This window comes from Corallococcus sp. AB032C, assembly GCF_003668935.1.
GTDB classification, from domain to species: Bacteria; Myxococcota; Myxococcia; order Myxococcales; family Myxococcaceae; genus Corallococcus; species Corallococcus exiguus.
This window is the reverse complement of sequence record NZ_RAWP01000009.1, coordinates 101,805-120,869: the sequence shown is the minus strand read 5'-3', so window position 1 is coordinate 120,869 and position 19,065 is coordinate 101,805. Positions and strand designations below refer to the sequence as shown.

General features: G+C 69.7%; 13 protein-coding genes. 8 read left to right on the top strand and 5 right to left on the bottom strand.

Annotated features, from left to right (window positions below; translation table 11 throughout):
- A complete protein-coding gene (locus D7X99_RS06005) occupies positions 1 to 1,116 on the top strand; it encodes a hypothetical protein (protein ID WP_121776887.1) in 1,116 nt (371 codons plus the stop codon).
- On the opposite strand, the gene D7X99_RS06000 is transcribed toward D7X99_RS06005, so the two are convergent.
- Positions 1,091 to 3,184 (bottom strand): WD40 repeat domain-containing protein, encoded by a 2,094-nt coding sequence (locus tag D7X99_RS06000; protein WP_121776886.1) that lies wholly within the window; start codon positions 3,182 to 3,184, stop codon positions 1,091 to 1,093. The genes D7X99_RS06005 and D7X99_RS06000 overlap by 26 nt on opposite strands.
- Before the next feature lie 90 nt (positions 3,185 to 3,274).
- On the opposite strand from D7X99_RS06000, the gene D7X99_RS44225 reads away from it, so the two are divergent.
- Complete coding sequence (locus D7X99_RS44225; protein WP_255429226.1) at positions 3,275 to 3,406, top strand: hypothetical protein; 132 nt, start codon at positions 3,275 to 3,277, stop codon at positions 3,404 to 3,406.
- Positions 3,407 to 3,411: 5 nt separating this feature from the next.
- The gene (locus D7X99_RS05990) at positions 3,412 to 3,750 is read left to right on the top strand and encodes a DUF3175 domain-containing protein (protein ID WP_121776885.1); all 339 of its coding nucleotides are present in this window, start codon (positions 3,412 to 3,414) and stop codon (positions 3,748 to 3,750) included.
- 11 nt (positions 3,751 to 3,761) lie between these two features.
- On the opposite strand, the gene D7X99_RS05985 is transcribed toward D7X99_RS05990, so the two are convergent.
- Positions 3,762 to 5,105: an erythromycin esterase family protein gene (locus tag D7X99_RS05985; RefSeq protein ID WP_121776884.1), complete on the bottom strand. Its 1,344-nt coding sequence runs from the start codon at positions 5,103 to 5,105 to the stop codon at positions 3,762 to 3,764.
- Between the two features lie 157 nt (positions 5,106 to 5,262).
- Here D7X99_RS05985 and D7X99_RS05980 point away from each other — a divergent pair, with 157 nt between their 5' ends.
- The 4 genes from D7X99_RS05980 to D7X99_RS05965 all read left to right on the top strand — a co-directional run bounded on the left by D7X99_RS05980 (position 5,263) and on the right by D7X99_RS05965 (position 8,800).
- Positions 5,263 to 5,847: a hypothetical protein gene (locus tag D7X99_RS05980; protein ID WP_121776883.1), complete on the top strand. Its 585-nt coding sequence runs from the start codon at positions 5,263 to 5,265 to the stop codon at positions 5,845 to 5,847.
- Between the two features lie 27 nt (positions 5,848 to 5,874).
- Positions 5,875 to 6,813 (top strand): RimK family alpha-L-glutamate ligase, encoded by a 939-nt coding sequence (locus D7X99_RS05975; protein ID WP_121776882.1) that lies wholly within the window; start codon positions 5,875 to 5,877, stop codon positions 6,811 to 6,813.
- Positions 6,814 to 6,886: 73 nt separating this feature from the next.
- Positions 6,887 to 7,516: a 2OG-Fe(II) oxygenase gene (locus D7X99_RS05970; RefSeq protein WP_233613113.1), complete on the top strand. Its 630-nt coding sequence runs from the start codon at positions 6,887 to 6,889 to the stop codon at positions 7,514 to 7,516.
- Between the two features lie 63 nt (positions 7,517 to 7,579).
- Positions 7,580 to 8,800, top strand: coding sequence for a serine hydrolase (locus tag D7X99_RS05965; protein WP_121776880.1), 1,221 nt, complete (start codon positions 7,580 to 7,582; stop codon positions 8,798 to 8,800).
- 9 nt (positions 8,801 to 8,809) lie between these two features.
- On the opposite strand, the gene D7X99_RS05960 is transcribed toward D7X99_RS05965, so the two are convergent.
- The 3 genes from D7X99_RS05960 to D7X99_RS05950 all read right to left on the bottom strand — a co-directional run bounded on the left by D7X99_RS05960 (position 8,810) and on the right by D7X99_RS05950 (position 14,461).
- Positions 8,810 to 9,397 carry an SRPBCC family protein gene (locus tag D7X99_RS05960; RefSeq protein ID WP_158626932.1) on the bottom strand — a complete coding sequence of 196 codons (588 nt, stop codon included), beginning with the start codon at positions 9,395 to 9,397 and terminating at the stop codon, positions 8,810 to 8,812.
- 138 nt (positions 9,398 to 9,535) lie between these two features.
- Positions 9,536 to 10,762, bottom strand: coding sequence for an acetamidase/formamidase family protein (locus D7X99_RS05955; protein ID WP_233613111.1), 1,227 nt, complete (start codon positions 10,760 to 10,762; stop codon positions 9,536 to 9,538).
- Between the two features lie 627 nt (positions 10,763 to 11,389).
- Entirely contained in the window at positions 11,390 to 14,461 is a 3,072-nt protein-coding gene (locus tag D7X99_RS05950) for an aminotransferase class I/II-fold pyridoxal phosphate-dependent enzyme (protein WP_121776877.1), read from the bottom strand.
- A gap of 179 nt (positions 14,462 to 14,640) precedes the next feature.
- Between D7X99_RS05950 and D7X99_RS05945 the strand changes: the two genes are divergently transcribed.
- Complete coding sequence (locus tag D7X99_RS05945) at positions 14,641 to 18,996, top strand: carbohydrate binding domain-containing protein (RefSeq protein ID WP_121776876.1); 4,356 nt, start codon at positions 14,641 to 14,643, stop codon at positions 18,994 to 18,996.
- Positions 18,997 to 19,065 lie beyond the last annotated feature (69 nt).

Sequence of the window (19,065 nt, the reverse complement as noted above, 5' to 3'; positions counted from 1 at the left end):
ATGGAAGGCCCCGGCATCCTCGTCCGGCATCCCGCCCTGCGGTGGGGACTGCTCGCGCTGCTGTCGCTCCTCGTGCTCTCCGCAGTTCCCCTGTCCGGGGTGACGTCACGGGGGACGCTGAAGGAGGGCTACACGGACCACGTGCGCCATCCGTACGTGGTCTGGGTGGGACTGCACAGCGGACTCCAGGCGCTCTACACCGCGCCGCTGGGCGAGCTTCGCGAGGGCGTCCCGTACCGACAGGCCATCGACCAGTGGCTGGAGGTGCCGTACGTCTATCCACCCGGCGCGCTGGTGCTCTTCCTGCCCCTGGCGCTCGTGGGCGAGTGGGTGCCCATGTCACCCCAGGCCTTCGGGCAGGTGTGCCTGCTGTACCTGCTGGCCTTCGCGCATGTGGCGCTCTACGCGGCGCTGCGGCTCCTGGATGGGCTCCCGTCGGGTGGCCGTTGGGCGATGGGGGGCCTCTGCTGGTTGGTGCTGATGCGGCTGGCGCTTTATGGCCAGTACGACGGCGCGTGGCTCGTGTGCGGGGTGCTGGCGCTGGCGGCGCTCGCGAAGGACCGGCCGGTGGTCGCGTTGCGCTGGCTGGCGCTCGCGGCGCTGTTGCACTACCGGGCGCTCATCCTCGTCGCCGTGGGCGTGGTGGCGCTGTGGCGCGTGGTGCATGGACGTCCGGTGCGCCAGTGGCCGTGGGGCACGCTGCTCGGGGTGGCGGCGGCGGGGGCCCTCTGCGTGCGCACGTTCCTGTGGATGGCGCCGCTGGCCGCCCAGACGGATGCGGCGACGCCATCCATCCTCGGAGAGCCCGGCACCTTGGCCCTGGTGATGGGCTTGAGCGCGGCGGTGCTGGCGCTCTCCTGGCGCGGGTCGGACGGGCTGGTGACCGCGTCGGTGGGGTTGGGCGTGCTGCTCGCGGTCATCGACACGCGCCATTGGTGGCATGCGTCCGCGCTGCTGCTGGTGCCATTGTGCGTGGGTGTGCTGCGCGCTCCTCGCTGGCCCACGGCGGTGCGGCTGGGGCTCGTCGTCTGGGCGGGGGTGCTGGAGATGGCCGTGTGGTACGGCAATCCCCTCTGGTTGTTCCGCGACCTCAATCGCTTCCTGCGGCTGGTGTGAGCAGGAACCGCGCCTCGTCCCAGACGAGCCCATAGCGGCGCAGGAGTTCGTCGATGCCTGCTCCCGCCGGGGATGAATGGACGATGGAGTCGAACCGGTTCAGTTGGAGCGTCCGGTCGGAGGCCGCGGAGACGAGGAGCGCGCCGTCCGGGGAGAAGGCCAGGGCCGCCACGAAGCCCTGCTGGCCCGTGAGCGTCCCCAGCTGTTCGCCGGAGTGCAGCCCCCAGACCTTCACCCCTGCCTCCACGCCCGACGAAGCCAGGAAGCGGCCATCCGGTGACACGGCCAGGGCGAGCACGCCCACCGTCTTCGCGCCCATCGTCTTCAACAGCCGGCCCTCCGTCACGTCCCAGACGCGGAGGGGCTGCCGCATTCCCGCCGTCACCAGGTGGGGTTCGGACGGAGTGAAGACCACGGCGCGCACGGGCTCGCCCATGTCGAGCCGCAAGAGGGGCTGACGCCGCTCCACGTCCCAGGTCCGCACCGTCTTGTCCGCACTGCCCGACGCGAGCCTGCGCCCCGTGCTGTCGAAGTCCAGCGCCCAGACCTTGCCGGTGTGTCCCTGGAGAAGCCCCACGGGCCTGCTGTCGGACACGGACCAGAGTTGGATGTCCGGATCGCCCGCCACCGCGAGGAGCGCCCCATCCGGACTGAAGGCCACCGCGCGCACGGAGCCGTTCGCCGCTGGCAGCTCCAGCAACACCCGCCCCGAACGCGCGTCCAGCACGAGCACCCTCCCCTTCAGCATTCCCACCGCGATGCGCTCGCGGTCCGGGCTCACCGCCAGGGACACCGCGGACTCCTCTCCTCCCACTTCCGGATGGAGGTCCCTTCCCTCCGCGATGCGCCACCGCCGCCAGCCATCCTCACCGCCTGTCATCAACTCGCGGTCCTGGGAGAACGCGAGCGCTTCCACCCAGACGCCGGGTCCACGAAACAGCACCTGCGCGGGGACCTCCGGCCGGCGCCACACGTCGAGGACGCCGTCCATCCCGCCCGAAGCGAACGTGCGCCCGTCCGGTGACAAGGCCACGCTCATCACGGCGGCGTGATGCGCATCCATCCGCTCCAGCAGCGCGCCCCCATGGCCGTCGAGGAGTTGCACGCGCCCATCCCATCCGCCCTGGACCAGGAGCTGGAATCCGCCGTCGATGGCGGCGACGGAGACATCGCCTGAGTTGCGAAACACGTCGGTGAGCTGCCCCGAGCGGGCGCCCCAGAAGCGCACGGCCCGGTCGCCCGCCGCCGTCATGATGCGCTGTCCGTCCGAGGAGAACGCGCCCGCCTCCACCTTCTCTCCGTGCCCCACGAGGCGGAGGGCCTCCTTGCGCGACTCCAGGTCCCAGACCCGCGCGCTCCGGTCCGCGCTCGTGGACAGCAGCCGCTTGCCGTCCGGCGAGAAGGCGACGGCGATGACGTTGTCGTCGTGCTCGAAGCGCAGCTGTTCCGCGCCCGTCTCGAAGTCCCAGACGCGGACCGCCTTGTCCAGACCACCGGATGCCAGCCACCTGCCATCGGGCGAGAACGCCAGCCCGAGCACGACGTCGGTGTGGCCGGGAATCACCGCGTGCGGCCGGCCCTGGCGCCAATCCCAGACCCGGAGCTCGCCGGGCCTTCCCGCGGAAGCCAGCCAGCGGCCGTCCGGCGAGAAGGCGACGGCGTGGACCTCGGCCGTGTGGCCCTTGAGCTCCGCCAGCAGCTCGCCGCGCTCCACGTCCCAGAGACGAACGACGGAGTCGTAATGCCCGGACGCCAGCACGCGGCCGTCCGGCGTGAACGCCAGGGCGAGCACCGAACCCTGGATGCGCTTCGACCAGCGCAGCGTGGAGGCGCGGTCCACCGCCTGTCCTTGTCCCCACTGCGCGGAGAGCGAATCCCGCGAGGCCCGAGCGAGCGCGAACGACGCCGCCGCCACGCTCCACTGCCGGGACTCGGTGGCTGCTTCGCCCCGGGCCTCGTGGATGCGGGCGCGCAGGTCCCGCGCGTTCGCATCGTCCAGCGCGCCACCACCGGAGGAGCGGTGAGCCGAACAGGAAGCAAGCAACAGCGCGAGGCACCACCACCGCATGGGGCTCCCTCCGAACACGGGGCACGGCTTGCCTGGGCGCGGAGCGTCCGCACCTTTGGGCCAGGACCGTAACCCGAATGGGAGGAAGTCATGCCCGACAAGGCGACTGTTGAACGAGCGAAGAAGGACCTGCGCGAAGGCAAGAGCGCCGCACGAAAGCGCACGACCACCGCCCGCAAGGCGGCGGCCACCCGCAAGGCGACCAGCCGGTCCCGGAGGTAACCGCGATGCCCGGCACGACGAAGAAGCCACATGGCCCCGCCCCTTCCCGCAAGCACACAGCGAAGCGGCGCTATTGGTCCCGCGAGGTGACGGAGCACAGCGACGCGATGACTCTGGAGGAACAGGTCTTCAAGCGCTCACCGAAGGAGATCGCCCGCTCGGTGAAACACTCCGCCGAGCAGAGCCACCGGCGCAAGGCGTCGCCGTTCCAGTCGGCCATGTCGATGCTTTCGTTCTACGGGAACCGCGCGGGCCGGAACCTCCCTGCATCCCGCAGGCGGGCGCTCCAGGAGGCCAAGGAGGAGCTGCGCAAGTTGTATCACCGCCCCTCCAAGGCCCCCTGAGCCCGTGGCGACTACAGGCCCGTCGGATAGGTCTCCGGCGCTTCACCGCGCTCCCATCCGGCGGTGCGCTCCAGCGGTTCGAGCGCACGCGTCTCATCGATGTGCAGCATCGCGTCGAACTGCTCCGGCAGCCGCGTATGGAAGTAGTGGCTCCTGCGCTCCGTTTCAGGCCGGTAGATGACGCCGATGGCCCGTTGCAGGCGCCGCTCGCGGAGTGCTCCGGCGGCCTCTCCCAGTTCGCGAAGGTCCAGCAGGAAGCCTGGCAGGCCGACCTGATGGAAGAGGGACTCGCAGCTGCCCGCAAGCCCGTGGCGGACCTGCTTGCGCTCGGCGGTCCCACTCCAGTTGGTGGCCGCGGTGACGGTGCCCCGGTACGTGCTGAAGCCGATGAGCCTCGTCACTCGCGGGTGCCGCTGGCGCGTCAGCTGGCCCAGGTTCACCTCGCCCGCCTCCCCCATCTCCGTCGCGCGCGCATCACCGACGTGCGAGTTGTGGGCCCAGACCACGACGCGCGCGGCCCCCAGCCGCCGCTTCAGGAAGCCCATCAGCGCATCCAGCGTGTCCGCCATGTGCGTGTCGCGCAGGTTCCAGGACGAGATGCGCCCATGGAACATGGACCGGTAGTACTCCTCCGCGTTCTGGACGACCCGGGCGTTCTGCTCCGCCTCGAACTGCGCGTCCTCCGCGATGAACCCGTCCCGGCGCAGCAGGGCCTCGCGCTCCCGTTGCAGCTCGCGGAGCTGGTCGACGACCTGCCGCTCGCAATCCGGAGACAAGCCCAGCGACGTCGCGTGGCCGTAGTCCTTCGGGTCTTCGCCGAAGTGTTCGAAGCACGCGTAGCGGTTCCGGGCGCGCGTCGCGGCCTCCGGATCCGCCCGGTCCAGGTACTTCAGCACCGCGCCCATGGAGGCGTGGAGGCTGTAGAGGTCCAGCCCGTAGAACCCGACCTTCTCCCGCGCGGAGTGGCGGTCGTTGTGCGTCCGCAGCCAGCCCGCGAAGTCCAGCACGTCCGCGTTGCGCCACATCCATGCGGGGAAGCGTTGGAAGTCGGAGAGTGACTCCACCGCGTCCGCGTCGTGGCCCATGGCCCGCACGTAGCGGTTGATCCGGTACGCATCCGGCCAGTCCGCCTCCACCGCGACGGCGTTGAAGCCCTTCTCCTCGATGAGCCTCCGCGTCAGGAGCGCGCGCAGCCGGTAGAACTCGTGCGTGCCGTGGGTGGCTTCGCCAATCAGCACGCACGTCGCGTTCCCCACCAGGTCCATCAGGGACCCGAAGTCCTCCCGCGTCCCCTGGAGCGGCCTCACGGACTCCGCGAGCGCTCGCACCAGCAGTCCGTCGTCTCGGTGCGCCATGGTGTCTCCTCCCCTTGTCTTCAAGGGTTGGGTCGCCCACGCACCGAGGGAAGACGGCGGGCGGTCAGGCAGCCCTCCGGTCTACCGGGGCTCTCATCCTCAGAGAATCAAGCAACTCCGGCCTGGGCACGCCGATAACCTTTCCAAAGGAATCTTTATGACCCAGATCAAATCCCCCACGGGCTTCGTCTCGTCGCTGCAGACCGCCCTGAAGACCGCCAGCACGGATGGCAAGGCAGTGGGCGCCCCGGTCCTCAAGAAGGCGCTCCAGGGCACTGACGCGAGCCAGCTGAGCCCCCAGCAGAAGCACCAGGTTCGCGACGCCTTCGAGAAGGTCAAGTTGACCCCGAAGGCCCGTGAGCTCGCGGATCAGTTCGTGGGCGACGGCGTTGGCATCAAGCCGCCGAAGGACAGCGGCGTGTTGAAGGTCATGATGGACGACCCCACCCGCGGCTCGAAGCTGCCGGACTTCAAGCCGCCGGATGGCGGCCGGGTGAAGGTCATGATGGACGACCCGACCCGTGGCTCGAAGCTTCCGGACTTCACTCCGCCGGACGGCGGCCGGGTGAAGGTCCGGATGGATGACCCGACCGGTGGCTTGAACCTGCCGGACTTCAAGCCGCCGGAGGACATCGGCGTGTTGAAGGTCATGATGGACGACCCCACGCGTGGCTCGAAGCTCCCGGACCTCAAGCCGCTGGATGGCGGCATCCTGAAGGTCAAGATGGACAGCCCGGTCTGACGACGGGCAGGCGAAGTCACGGACCCCATGACGTCTCGCAAGAAGGTCGTGGTCATCGGCTCGCGCTCGGATGACGCCACCCGCTTCGTCGCGGAAGCGGTGGAGCGGCGTCGTGCGCGAGCCATCATCCTGGAAACAGACCGGGTCCCGGACTCCGCCGCGTTGAGCTGGCAGGACGGAGAGGTGCACTGGGACGGTGAATGTCTCAGTGACCTGCGCTCGTTCTACCTCAAGCTCGTGCGCCTCTCGCTCCCGGTCCCCGAGGCCGAGGCCCTGTCCGAGCGCAACTTCCCGCGCTGGCAGGAGCAGTACCTGGCGGAGCGGGAGCGCCAGTCGTTCCTCCACTCCGTGCTGCGTTCGCTCCACCGGCGCGGCGGAGCGTTCGTCAACCCGCTGGAGGCGGTGGAGCTGCATTACCTGAAGCTGCAACAGCTGGCCCTGCTGCGCCGCCACCACATTCCCGTCCCCAGCACCCTGGCCACCGCCTCACCGGACGCGGTGCGCGAGTTCGTCACGCGCCACCGGGCCGTCATCTACAAGCCCCTGAGCGGCGGTGCGCTGGTCCGCAAGGTGGAGAAGGCGGACCTCACCGAGGCACGGCTCCAACTGCTCGCCAACTGTCCGGTGCTGTTCCAGGAGCAGATCCAGGGCGACGAGTTCCGCGCCTACGTGCTCGACGGCGAGCCCGTGTCCGCCTTCCATATCCCCACCGACGGCGTGGTGGACGCGCGGCAGAACCTGCACCGGGTGAAGCCCGCCCGCCTGCCGAAGGAGGCCTGGGCGGTGTGTCTCAAGGGCGCCAAAGCGCTGGGCATGGTCTTCACGGCGGTGGACCTGCGGCGCACGCCTGACGGCGCCTTCGTGGCGCTTGAATTCAACCCCACTCCCGCCATCTCCTTCTTCGATGATCCGCGCGACGGCAAAGTCATCACCCGGCTCGCCAGCTACCTCGTCTCCAAGGCCTGAGCGCCCGAGCGGGTTCTTCATCACGGACTACGCCGAAAGCATCTTCGGCCCCGTCCCGTCCCCGAAGCCGGAGGTGTTCCCGGCGTCCGCGACCGCGTGGACGCGCCTGGCCTCCGTATCCGAGGCCCTGCAGGCCACGCTCCGCCAGGAGTTCATCGAAGGCGGACGGGTGCCGCACCTCTGCCTCCGGGACGCCCTCCTCCCCGAGCGCGCCGAGGCCCTGCACCAGGCCCTGTGCGACGCGCGCTTCGTGCGCCACCACCACGGGCCCTATCCGCTGCACATCGCGCCATTGAAGCAGCAGGCGCCCTCCGCCCTGACGGACTTCTGCGCGTGGCTTCAGAGCGCGGACGGCGCGGCCTTCCACGCCGCGCTGGTGGGCTGGCCCGAGCCGCTGGAGACGCGGCAGGTGCAGGTGTCGCGCATGGAAGTGGGCGAGTTCTTCCCGGAGCACCGGGACACGGACGAGGAAGGGCTCGCCGTCGTCTACAACTTCACGCGCCCGTGGGAGGACCGCTTCGGCGGCGTCCTCACCTTCCGGCATCCCGAAGTGGACGCGGACATGATGCGCGTCCCGCCGCTCTTCAACTCGGTGTTCATCTTCCGCGCGAAGGGTGCCCCCCACCGCGTGACCGAATGGACCTCCGAGGCCCGGGGCCACCAGCGCTATTCCGTCACCGCCTTCATCCTCGCGAAGCGCTGAAGCGCCCGCCTGACCCCACGCATCTGGGCTCGCGGCCGGCGTCGAGGGTCTAGACTCAAGGCCATGCACCCACGCTCCGCCGCGCTTTCCCCGACACGGCTCGCCGACGTGACGTCCGCCCTGCGCGGCCATGTCGAACGCGGAAATCTCCCCGGCGTCGTCGCGCTCGTCGCTCGCGAGGACACCGTGCACGTCGACGTGCTGGGCACGCAGGGCCTCGCGCCTTCGGGTCCGCCCATGAGCCGGGACAGCCTCTTCCGGCTCGCGTCCATGGCCAAGCCCCTCACGGCGGTGGCCACGCTGATGCTCGTGGAGGACGGGAAGCTCCCGCTCGACGGCGCCGTTGACCCGTGGCTGCCGGAGCTGGCGGACCGCCGCGTCTTGCGTGCTCCCAGCGGCCCGCTCGACGACACCGTTCCCGCGAAGCGCGCCATCACCGTGCGGGACCTGCTCACGCTGCGTTGGGGCCTGGGCGCGGTGATGGCGCGGCCCGGTACGCATCCCATCCAGCGGGCCATGAGCGAGGCCCGGGTGGCGCCCGGCTTCCACGTGCTCACGGATCCGCCCGACGAATTCATGCGGCGGCTGGGCACGCTGCCGCTCATGCATCAACCCGGAGAGCGGTGGGCCTATCACACCGGCTACGAGGTCCTGGGCGTGCTGGTCGCGCGAGCCTCGGGCATGCGCTTCGACGACTTCCTGCGCGAGCGGCTCTTCGTGCCGCTGGGCATGAGGGACACTGCGTTCACCGTGCCCGCGGAGAAGCTCGACCGGCTCACGACGGCCTACGCGCACGACGAGGCCACGGGGAGGCTGGAAGCGTGGGACACCCCGGCGGACAGCTACTGGTCGCGTCCTCCCGCCTTTCCCTCGGGAGGAGGCCAGGGAGGGCTGGTGTCCACGGCCGATGACCTGCTCGCCTTCTGCCGGATGCTGCTGAGCGGAGGCCAGGCCGGGAACACCCGCCTGCTGTCCTCCGCGAGCGTCCAGGAGATGCTGACGGATCAGATTCCGGAGGAGCAGAAGGCCGCGTCGCCCTTCTTCCCAGGCTTCTGGGATGCGTCGGGTTGGGGCTTCGGCGGCGCCGTGTGCACGAAGCCGGATGGTGTCTCGCCCACCGCTGGACGGTTCGGCTGGGGCGGCGGTTACGGCCCGATGTTCTTCATCGACCCCCGGCAGGACCTGACGGCCATCCTCCTGACGCAGCGACGGGCGCAGGGCCCCGACGACGAGGCCCTGGCCATGGAGTTCTCCAGGGGCGCCTACCGGGCGCTGGAGGACTGAGGCGCATCCTCAGTGCGCCGGGGCGGGCGTCGCCGCGTCGGCCTGGGCGCTCGCGCTGGGAGCCGGGGTGACGCCTCGCGCGACGGTGTCCAGGTTCGCGAGGCCCCGCTCGAACTCCTTGCCGAGCATCGTGTCCATGTTCACGACGAGCGACATCGCCTTGCCCATCAGGGTGTTCTCGCCCTCCATCGCCCAGCTCACGCGGGTGCCGCCGTTCTCCGGCGTGAGCGTGAAGGTGGCCTGGTTCGTGGCTTCGAAGGGCTTGAAGAACTCCAGCTTGAGGACGACGCGCGCGCCGGGCTGGCTCTCCACGATGGTCATGCGCCCATCCCCGGACTCGCCGCCGGCATAAGCGAAGCTGGCGCCCGGTCCTTCGTTGGGCCCGTCGAAGTCCTTGGTCACGCCGGGCGCGGGCTCGGAGCGGAACGGGTTCCACGTGTCGAACCGGTGCAGGTCGTTGATCAGCGCGAAGACGGTGGCCGGGGGCGCGGCCACGTGCGCGTTGCGCTCGATGCGGAAGTGGTCCGGGCGGGTGGCGACGAGGACGCCCAGCACGACGACGAGGACGAGGACGGCGATTGCGATCTTGCTGGCCATGGGAGGCTCCCGGTTCGATGGAAGAAGGGCTCCCGGGCTACCGGGAGGGTTCATCTCCACGTCGAACGAGGGGCCCCGGAATCGACACGGCATTTCCGCCCCATTTTCCGGAGCCTTGGACGCACCCGGGAATTCAGCTCACTTCACCGGGGGACGGAGGGCCTGGAGCCGCGCCTTGTCCAGCTTCGCGGCGACGCCCACGCTGCGTCCGGCGAGGTTCGCGACGACGTACTGCACGGAGCTGCCCAGCACCTGCGCGCTCTCCGACAGGGTGAGCCCGTAGTCCTGCTCCAGCCACTGGGTCATGCCCTGCGTCGCGGAGCGCAGGGCGTCATCCAGTGAACCGCCCTGCCCCAGCGCCATCAGGTGCGTGGGGGACTCCACGCGAGGCGTGGAAGGCGGCGGCTTGCCGTGCAGGACGTCCACGGTGAACTCGACGTCCATGGAGGTCTCCAGCGCGTACTGCGACGTCTCACCATCGCCCTGTGCGGCGTGAGCATCGCCCAGGTACAGGAGCGCTCCGGGCTGCGCCACGGGCAGGTAGACGGTGTTGCCCTCCACGACTTCGTTGAAGTCCATGTTGCCGCCGTAGCGGCCCGTGTCGCCGGTGGACAGGGGCGCGGAGCCGAAGCCGGGCGCCACGGCCAGGCCGCCCAGCATGGGCCGCAGCGGCACGGTGAAGGCCTTCAGGCGCTCCGTCGGGTTCTCCGGCGTCGCGACGCCGCGCTCGGGGTCGAGCTTCCAGCGAACGGGCTTGCCCAGCTCCGTCGCCTTCGCGGCGAGGCCCGGAGTGAGGGCGCGGCCCACGATGCCATCCAGGCTGTCCGCGAAGGTGCGGTTCAACGTGAGTCGGCGGATGCGGATGGCCAGCGTGTCGCCCGGGTTCGCGGTGGCGATGAAGAAGGGGCCCGTTTGCGGATTGCCGAAGAGCGCGCGGGTGATGCCCTTCGAGTCCATGCCACCAGAGTCGAGCGTCGAGGTGCGCACCGTGTCGCCCGGCCAGACGGTCAGTACCGGCGCGCGGTGCGCGGTGAACTCGTTGGACCACGAGGTGGGCGTGAAGTCATGCACGCGCGGAGCACCCGCGGGGCGCGAGGGAAGCAACCGGGCCGTGAACGCATGGGCCGCCCGCGCCTTCGGGTTGTTGCTGTCCGGGTAGTCCGCGGTGCCGCGCAGCGATTCACCGCTCACCTTGCCATCGAAGACATAGGTCTGCTGGCGCGAGTCCGTGACGACGAAGTGGACGGCGTTGCCCGTGCGCTCCCCCTTCAGCGCATCCCCATCAAGCTCACCGGAGAGGCGCTTCCCGTCGCGCTCCAGCGTGAGGAGTTGGTAGGCGGGGTTGCCCCACAGGTCGGTCGTCACGAGCCAGGACTCAGAGGCCGCGAGCGCACCAACAGGCAGACAGCAGAGGAGGACGGCGAGGGAGCGGAGCATGGGCCGGCGCAGTGTAGAGGAACGCTCCCGGGTCCGCGTCACCTCAGCCAGTGGCCGCGGGCCCGCAGCCCCAGTCTGCGGCCAGGAGCCTCATCCAGAGGGTTGAGAACGTGAGAACCCTCCGGAGCCCCCCGCCGACGGTGCACAGCCAAAACCTGTCCGACTGTCGGACAAGTTTGAACAAACACGGCCAGGAGGCGCCCGCCACGCCCAGGCGGCGGAAACCTGTCCGACTGTCGGACAAGTCTGGGCCGGTGCGGCCGGGAGGCGCCCGCTTCGTCCGGGTCACGGAGCCTGTCGGACTGTCGGACACTTTTGGAACTGCGCGGCCCGAAGGGTCCCGCTTTGCCCGACCGGCGCGGACCTGTCGGACTATCGGACGGACCTGGAGCTGGGCCACGGGAGCCTGTCGGACTGTCGGACTGGTTTGGAACTACTCGGCCGGGAGCGCCCGCCTCGCCTGGGCGGCGGAAACGTGTCCGACTGTCGGACAGGTTTGGACCGCTCCGCCCCGGCCGACAGGGTCATCATTTGACGCCGCGCCGCGCCGCGCCGTCAGCGCAGCCGCTGGCCGAAGGTCCGCAGACGGTCGCGGGCCTTCAGCAGCTTCTCCCGGGGAATGGAGAACACCGCGCGCACGCGCTCCGGATCGCCGCACCACGCGCCGCCGTTGAGCACTACGTGCGTGTGCTCGTAGACGACACGCGGCAGGTTCTCCGGCGTGAGCTTCACGCCGTCCACCGAACGTCCCAGCCACGCCGTCATCGGCGGCGCGAGGAACAAGCCCCCTGCCTCCGTGGCCTCCGCGCGGCCGTCGTCGGGCAGCGCATCCGCCACCAGCGCGCGCTTCTCCGCGAGCTCACGCCGCATCCGCGCCAGGTAGTTTCTCAGCGCCTTGTGCCGCGCGGCGTAGAGCAACTGTCCATCCGGTCCGCGCGCATGGGCCGCGTACAGGTATGCCGCCGCGCGCGCGGTAGGCGTGTGCAGGACTCCCGGCGCGCTGTCGCGCAGCGCCGCCACCAGCGCCCGGTCCTTCGTGGCCACCCAGCCCACCCGCAGGCCTCCGGCCGCGAACTCCTTGGACAGCCCTCCCAGCAGCACCGTCCGCGCGCCGATGCCGGGCACCGCCCCCTCCAGCGTCACCGGGCTGTGCACCGTCTCCGCCGTGGGGTTGGTGAGGTTCACCAGGCCGAAGATTTCATCCGAGATCCAGAGGCAGCGCTGCTCCACCACGAACGTCGCCAGCGCCATCAACTCCTCGTGCGACAGGTAGTGCCCCGTGGGGTTCGCCGGCTGCGACAGCACCACCGCGTCCGGCATCGTCCCCCGCGCGCGGCGTGACAGCAGCGTGCCCAGCGGGCCGGACTCCACCTCGCACCCCGCCGCGAGGAACGTGGGCGCGAGCACTCCGTAACAAGGCGTCACCAGGAACACTCGCGGCATCCGCCCCAGCCGCTGGCGCAGCGCCACGCCCAGGTGGTGCATCAGCGGCCAGACGCCGGGCGCCACCACGACGTCCTCGGGGACATAGCGGGCCCCTCGCGTCTCCAGCAGGAAGGCCGCCACGGCCTCCGCCAGCCCCGTCTGCGCTCCGTCCGCGCGCGGCGCGACTCCCGCCGCGATGAGCCCCTCCACCAGCGGCAGCGGCATCGGACCCTCGTTCTCTCCGTAGTCCAGGCGCACGAGCTCCGGGTCGTCCTCGCGGAAGAACTTCGGTGCGAACGCGGGCAGCTCCGACAGCTTCGCGATGCGCTGTGAGCGCGGCAGCGGCACCTCCGGCACCCGGTGCGGCGAGGGCGGCTCCGGCTCCGCGAAGGCCATGCGGAAGGCGAGCAACTCCGAGAACGTGCGCTCGTAGAACCACTCCGCCAGCACGCTGATGCGCGAGTACGTCACCTCCGCCGCCACCTCCAGGTCCGCGCGCAGTTGCTCCGGCACGGGGAGCAGCAGCGTCAGCTCCAGATCCGGCCACACCGCGTTCTTGATGAGCCCGTACAGGATGACCAGGTTGGGCGCGTGCTGCGTCCGCGCGAGGAACTCGAAGAGGGTGCGCGGCTCCACGTCCCCGGTGATGTTGAAGAAGGCGCTCTCATCCAGCACCACCCAGATGCCCCGCCGCGCGGCCTCCGCCACGATGTCGCGCAGCACCGCCAGGTTGGTGCGCTCGCCCGGCTCCACAGTCAGCAGCACGGCCTTCACGTCGAAGGCGCTCAGCAGGCGGCGGATCTCCCCCAGCGTGTTGTGCGTCACGGTGGCGCGCACGCCCGCCTTGTCCAGGGCGCGCGCGTAGAGCGGGTGCAGGCTGCGCGACACCAGCACCGTGTCCCCGGGGTCGCACGTGGCAAGCAGGAAGGAATAGACGGCCTGCTCCCGCTCCGGCGCGACGAACACCGAGTCCTCCGACAGCCTCAAGCCGAAGTGGCGGTCCAGATAGCGGGCCACCAGCCTGCGGAAGGACGCGTCACCGGCCTCGTGCGCGTAGGGCAGGAAGGGCGCCTGTGACAGCCGCTCCGCGAGCGCCGTGACGAAGCCCAGCTGCTCCGCGGACGCCGCCCCCAGGTCCAGCTCCTCCTGGAGCGCCGCGATGCCCAACGAGCGCAGCGCGGCGCGCAGGGCCAGCGTCTCCCGGGGCTGCGACAGGTGGGCCTCCCACACCGCCACCTCGTGCCAGATGGGGTGGCCTGACTGCAGCCAGCCCAGCGCCGTCGCCGCGCGCAGGGGCTCCGGGCTGTGGGCCTCCATGAAGAACTCGAACTCCCGCCCGGTGCGCTGCTCCAGCGACACCAGCGGGCGGATGTCCGTGTCCGCCGCCTGCATCACCCGCCGGGCCACGCGCATGCGAGTGGTGAAGCCTCGCCGGGTGAACATCCGCGCGATGATGGCGCGGCCCGGACGCCCCGCGAGGTTCAGGAGCAGCCGCCCTCCAGGCAGCAGCCGCTCCGGCGCCTCGTTGAGCAGGCGCGCGATGAGCCCCAGGCCGAAGTGGTCCTCGTAGACGTTCTGCAACGAGGTGTAGTTGGACAGGTCCAACAGCGCCTGCTCATCCGCCTGCGCAAGCTCCGCGGGCAGCTCGTCGCTCCGCAGCACCTGCGGGATGCACCCGACGATGAAGTCCCACTCCGGCTTCTGGGGCAGGCCGAGCAGCAGGTCGCTCTCACCAAAGGACAGCCGCGACACCAGCGCCTCGTCGCCGTTGAGCCACGCGTTGCACAACCCCACCGCCGGGGCCTGCGGGTTCAGGTCCAGCCCGCGGATGCGCGCGAGCCCCGTGAACTTCGCCAGCGCGATGCAGATCCACCCGGAGCCGGAGCCCACCTCCACCAGCTGCTTGTCGGCGTACTCGTCCAGTGGGACCTTCAAGAGCCCCTCCAGGAACGTGAACGCCCACGCCTCGGGCGCGAAGATGGACGGCGGAATCAACAACTCCAGCCGCTCCTGGGACGCGCCCACCGCCACCACCACCGACGCCAGCCGCAGCGGCGCGCCCTCCGGCTGGTCGCGCGACAGCTCCGCCAGCTCGCGCAGCTCCGCCAGCGCCCGCGCACGCTCCTCCGGCCGGGCCAGCGCCTCCGAAAGCGTACGCAATTGGACAAAGGCTTCACGGGCTGACGCGGGATAGGTGGCCATGGCGCGCCCGACTGTCCGAGGCCGCTTCTCCTCTGTCAACGACAGCCTTTCCACGAAAGGCTGACGCGATGCAGTATCGATTTACAGATTGTCATTTCCAGTTTACATGGGAAATCTTGAGTCAAACGCCAGTAAGCAGCGCCCACCGGACGGCCCCTCTCGTCCGGTGAGGACGCCCCATGAAAAGACAGCCGCAACTGGCCTTGCTCGCGGTGTTCGCCGTCATCCTGTTACACGCGCCGCAGGCAAAGGCTCAAATCGCCGCCGCGCACGTGTATCACAATCACATGCCCAACTTCTGGGCGTACTACGACCTGACTCAATACAACGCGACGCCGGTGGGTGGCCCCATCCGCTACGCGTACGACGGGCAGGTCATCCAGATAAAGCAGTCACCTCCGGCCAACTACACCTATTTCCTGCCGTCGGGCGCGCCCATGCCGCACGACGACCTGGTGACGTATTACTCGCACCACGCGAAGGTGGGCGCGTATCAATACTGGCCGCCGGACGTGGCCGCGGACATGAAGGCCAATGCCTCCACGGGGCAGGTTCACGTCACCATGTCCGGCGCGGTGGTGAACAACGTCAACGACCTGGTCACCCGCCGCAACGTGTCCGGCTACGACAACGCCAGCTGGGGCGCCACCTGGAGGGACCGCTACGCCAACCTGCGCACGCCCGCGGGCAACCGCTCGTTGGACCTCATCCACTTCACGGGCCACCACTCCATGGGCCCGCTGGTGGGGCCGGACTACTTCCTCAAGGACCTCATCCACCAGAGCGCCACGTTGTCCCAGCCGTACTTCCTGGGCAGCGGCTTCACGGCCTCCAAGGGCTTCTTCCCCACGGAGCTGGGCTTCAGCGAGCGGCTCATCCCCACGCTGGCGAAGCTGGGCGTGAAGTGGTCCGTCATCGGTGACAACCACTTCTCCCGCACGCTGAAGGACTACCCGTTCCTCAACGACCCGGGCTCGGACACGCTGGTGTCGCCGCCCAACCGCGCGGACCTCCAGAACACCAGCACCGTGGGCGCCTGGGTGAGCGAGGGCATGGCGCACGAGCAGCAGGTCATCCGCAACAAGTACCCCTTCGCCTCCACGCCGCACTGGGTGCGCTACGTAGACCCGGCCACGGGCGCCGAGTCGCGCGTCGTGGGCATCCCCGTCAACCAGAACGGCTCCTGGCTGGAGGGCTGGGAGGGACAGGCCACCGTGGACGTCGTGGGCCTGCGCAACTTCGAGGGCCTGACGCCCCAGAAGCAGTTCTTCGTGCTCGCGCATGACGGCGACAATTCGGGCGGGCGCGCGGGTTCGCTCGACACGTGGCTCAACGGCCGCTCCGTCACCTGCAGCGGCGGCGTGCAGTGCCTGGGCATCGACGAGTACCTGGTCAACAACACGCCCATCTCCACGGACGTGGTGCACGTGCAGGACGGCTCGTGGGTGGACACGCGCGACTCTTCATCCGACCCGCAGTGGCACCACTGGCGGCTGCCCTTCGGCATCTGGAAGGGGCAGTTCCCGGCCTTCAACTCGGCCACCGGTCTCAACCTGGTGCCCAAGACGAACCTGAGCGGCGTGCAGGAGGGGATGACGGTGTCGCTGGAGCACGGCTGGCATTACCTGGAGCGCAACTTCGCGCTGCTCCAGGCCGCGATGAACTACGCGAAGACGGCCGAGCAACTCTGGCTGGACGCGCACCCCAACCACTGGAAGCCCACGACGGCGCTGGATTCGCAAATCACGCACGCGGGCAACCAGCTCAACCCGTGGATGCTGTCCTTCCCGGTGAAGGGCGACGCGGCGAATGACTGGGCGGGCGGCGCGAACCCCGCGGAGCTGGCCTGGTACTTCCTCCTGCCGGCCATGGACTCCGGCTTCGGCTACTACGACGAGAACGTGGACGACAACGTGAAGCCCACGCTGTCCTTCAACCAGTCGCTCTACTTCTCCAAGCCGTACGTGCAGGACCGGCTGGCGCAGGACCGCACGGGCCCGGACGTCTGGTGGGTCCAGCGCTGGCCGTACAACCCCGGCAGCGCCAACACGGACAAGTCCGAAGGGTGGACGCTGCACCACTTCGACAACAACTTCGCGCTGTACACCTACGCCTTCGACGTGAGCGGCATCGCCAGCATCAAGGCGCGCGTGCGCGTGCACACGGCGAAGAGCATCGACCCGCTGGACAACACGCCTCGCGTCTACGACCCGGCGGCGTTGAAGGCCGCGGGCGTGCCTGGCATCGACCCGTCGCGCGTGGGCGCCTGGGTGGACCATCCACTCCAGCGTCGTGAGTTGCGGCCGGTGATGAACGGCGTGGCGTGGCAGCCGGCGCACCTGCCGGTGATGCAGAAGGTGGCCGCGCAGGAGATTGGCGACCTCTACTACGTCTATCTGGGCGCCTACCGCGACCAGGTGCTCGACTACTACATCGAGGCCACTGACTCGCGCGGCAACGTCACGCGCAGCGAGATCCAGTCCGTCTACGTGGGCGCCGGGAAGTACCGGCAGGAGGGCGGCAAGTACATCGAGGACATCAATGGCCCGGTGACGGGCACCTACCCGTTCCTCCGCGTGGACGCGACGGCGCCGTCGGTCCCCACGGGGCTCGCGTCGACGCGCACGGACCGCTCCGTGACGCTGACGTGGACGGCCTCCACGGACAACGTCGGCGTGACGGGCTACCAGGTGTTCCGCAATGGCACGCAGGTGGGCTCGCCGTCCACGACGGGCTACACGGACAGCGGGCTCACGGCGGGCACGGCGTACAGCTACACCGTGCGAGCGCGGGACGCGGCGGGCAACACGTCCGCCGCGAGCAGCGCGCTCTCCGTCACCACCCTGCCCCCGGACACCACGGCGCCGTCGGCGCCCTCGGGGCTCTCCGCTTCAGGTGTCACCAGCTCGTCGGTGGTGCTGAGCTGGACGGCCGCCACGGATAACTACGGCGTGAGTGACTACCTCGTGTTTCGCAATGGCACACAGGTGGCCGCGCCCACGGCGACGACGTACACGGACACGGGGCTGTCCTCGAGCACGACGTACAGCTACACCGTGAAGGCTCGCGACGCGGCGGGGAATACCTCCGTGGCCAGCGCGGCGCTCTCCGTCACCACCGGCCTGGGGTACACGACGACGCTCTATTACAAGAAGGGCTTCGCCACGCCGTACATCCACTACCGCCCGGCGGGTGGCACGTGGACGACCGCGCCGGGCGTGCTGATGCCTGACGCGGAGGTGACGGGGTACGCGAAATACACGGTGAACCTGGGCTCCGTGCAGCAGTTGGAGGCCGTGTTCAACAACGGCAGCGGGACGTGGGACAACAACAACGGCGGCAACTACCTGTTCCCCACGGGCACCTCCACGTTCAACGCGGGCGTCATCACCGCGGGCGCTCCGGTGAGCGATACTTCAGCGCCGTCGGTGCCCACGGGCCTGACGGCTCCGTCGAAGTCCGCGACGACGGTGTCGCTGAGCTGGACCGCGTCCACTGACGACGTCGGCGTGACGGGCTATCTCGTGTTCCGCAATGGCACGCAGGTCGGCACGCCCACGTCCACGAGCTACACGGACAGCGGGCTGTCCTCCAACACGGCCTACAGCTACACGGTGAAGGCTCGCGACGCGGCGGGCAACACGTCCGCGGCGAGCAGCGCGCTCTCCGTCACCACCAGCGCGGGCAACACGGCGACCGTCTATTACAAGAAGGGCTATGCCACGCCGTACCTCCACTACCGTCCGGCGGGCGGCACGTGGACGACGTCACCGGGCGTGGCCATGGCCACGGCGGAGGTCTCGGGCTACGCGAAGTACACGGTGGACCTGGGCTCGGCCACGCAACTGGAGGCCGTCTTCAACAATGGCAGTGGCACGTGGGACAACAACGGGGGGCTCAACTACTTCTTCCCCGCGGGCACCTCCACGTTCAACGCGGGCGTCATCTCCGCGGGAGCGCCGTCACAGGACACCACCGCGCCCTCGGTGCCGTCGGGCCTGACGGCTGCGTCGAAGACGGCGACCACCGTGTCGCTGACGTGGACGGCGTCCACCGACGCGAGCGGCATCGCGGGCTATGACGTGTATCGCAATGGGTCGCTGGTGGGCTCGCCCACGACGGCCAGCTACACGGACACGGGGCTGACGGCGGGCACGGCGTACAGCTACACCGTGCGGGCTCGGGACACGGCGGGCAATGCGTCCGCGCAGTCCTCCGCGCTCTCCGTCACCACGTCCACCAGCGGGGCCACGGTGACGTTCAACGTCACGGCGAGCACCGTGATGGGACAGAACGTGTACGTGGTGGGCAACGTCGCCGCGCTGGGGAGCTGGAGCCCGGCCAGTGCCATCCTGTTGTCCGCGGACAACTACCCCACGTGGAGCGCGGCCGTCGGGCTGCCGGGCTCCACGGCGATTGAGTACAAGTTCATCAAGAAGGACGCCGCCAACAACGTCACCTGGGAGAGCGGCGCCAACCGCACCCTCACGACTCCGGCCACGGGCACCTCGACCGTGAACGATACGTGGCGCTGAGCCGTTGAAGACACCTCGCGGCGGGCCTGGAGGTCAGGCCCGCCGTCGAGTGTAGTGTCGGGCCGAGGA

Bases quoted from the DNA above. Each gene is read 5' to 3' on its own strand.
- D7X99_RS06005 (WP_121776887.1), top strand. From the start codon at position 1: ATGGAAGGCCCCGGCATCCTCGTCCGGCATCCCGCCCTGCGGTGGGGA.
- D7X99_RS44225 (WP_255429226.1), top strand. From the start codon at position 3,275: ATGCCCGACAAGGCGACTGTTGAACGAGCGAAGAAGGACCTGCGCGAA.
- D7X99_RS05975 (WP_121776882.1), top strand. From the start codon at position 5,875: ATGACGTCTCGCAAGAAGGTCGTGGTCATCGGCTCGCGCTCGGATGAC.
- D7X99_RS05985 (WP_121776884.1), bottom strand. From the start codon at position 5,105: ATGGCGCACCGAGACGACGGACTGCTGGTGCGAGCGCTCGCGGAGTCC.
- D7X99_RS05980 (WP_121776883.1), top strand. From the start codon at position 5,263: ATGACCCAGATCAAATCCCCCACGGGCTTCGTCTCGTCGCTGCAGACC.
- D7X99_RS05960 (WP_158626932.1), bottom strand. From the start codon at position 9,397: ATGGCCAGCAAGATCGCAATCGCCGTCCTCGTCCTCGTCGTCGTGCTG.
- D7X99_RS05950 (WP_121776877.1), bottom strand. From the start codon at position 14,461: ATGGCCACCTATCCCGCGTCAGCCCGTGAAGCCTTTGTCCAATTGCGT.
- D7X99_RS05990 (WP_121776885.1), top strand. From the start codon at position 3,412: ATGCCCGGCACGACGAAGAAGCCACATGGCCCCGCCCCTTCCCGCAAG.
- D7X99_RS05965 (WP_121776880.1), top strand. From the start codon at position 7,580: ATGCACCCACGCTCCGCCGCGCTTTCCCCGACACGGCTCGCCGACGTG.
- D7X99_RS05945 (WP_121776876.1), top strand. From the start codon at position 14,641: ATGAAAAGACAGCCGCAACTGGCCTTGCTCGCGGTGTTCGCCGTCATC.
- D7X99_RS06000 (WP_121776886.1), bottom strand. From the start codon at position 3,184: ATGCGGTGGTGGTGCCTCGCGCTGTTGCTTGCTTCCTGTTCGGCTCAC.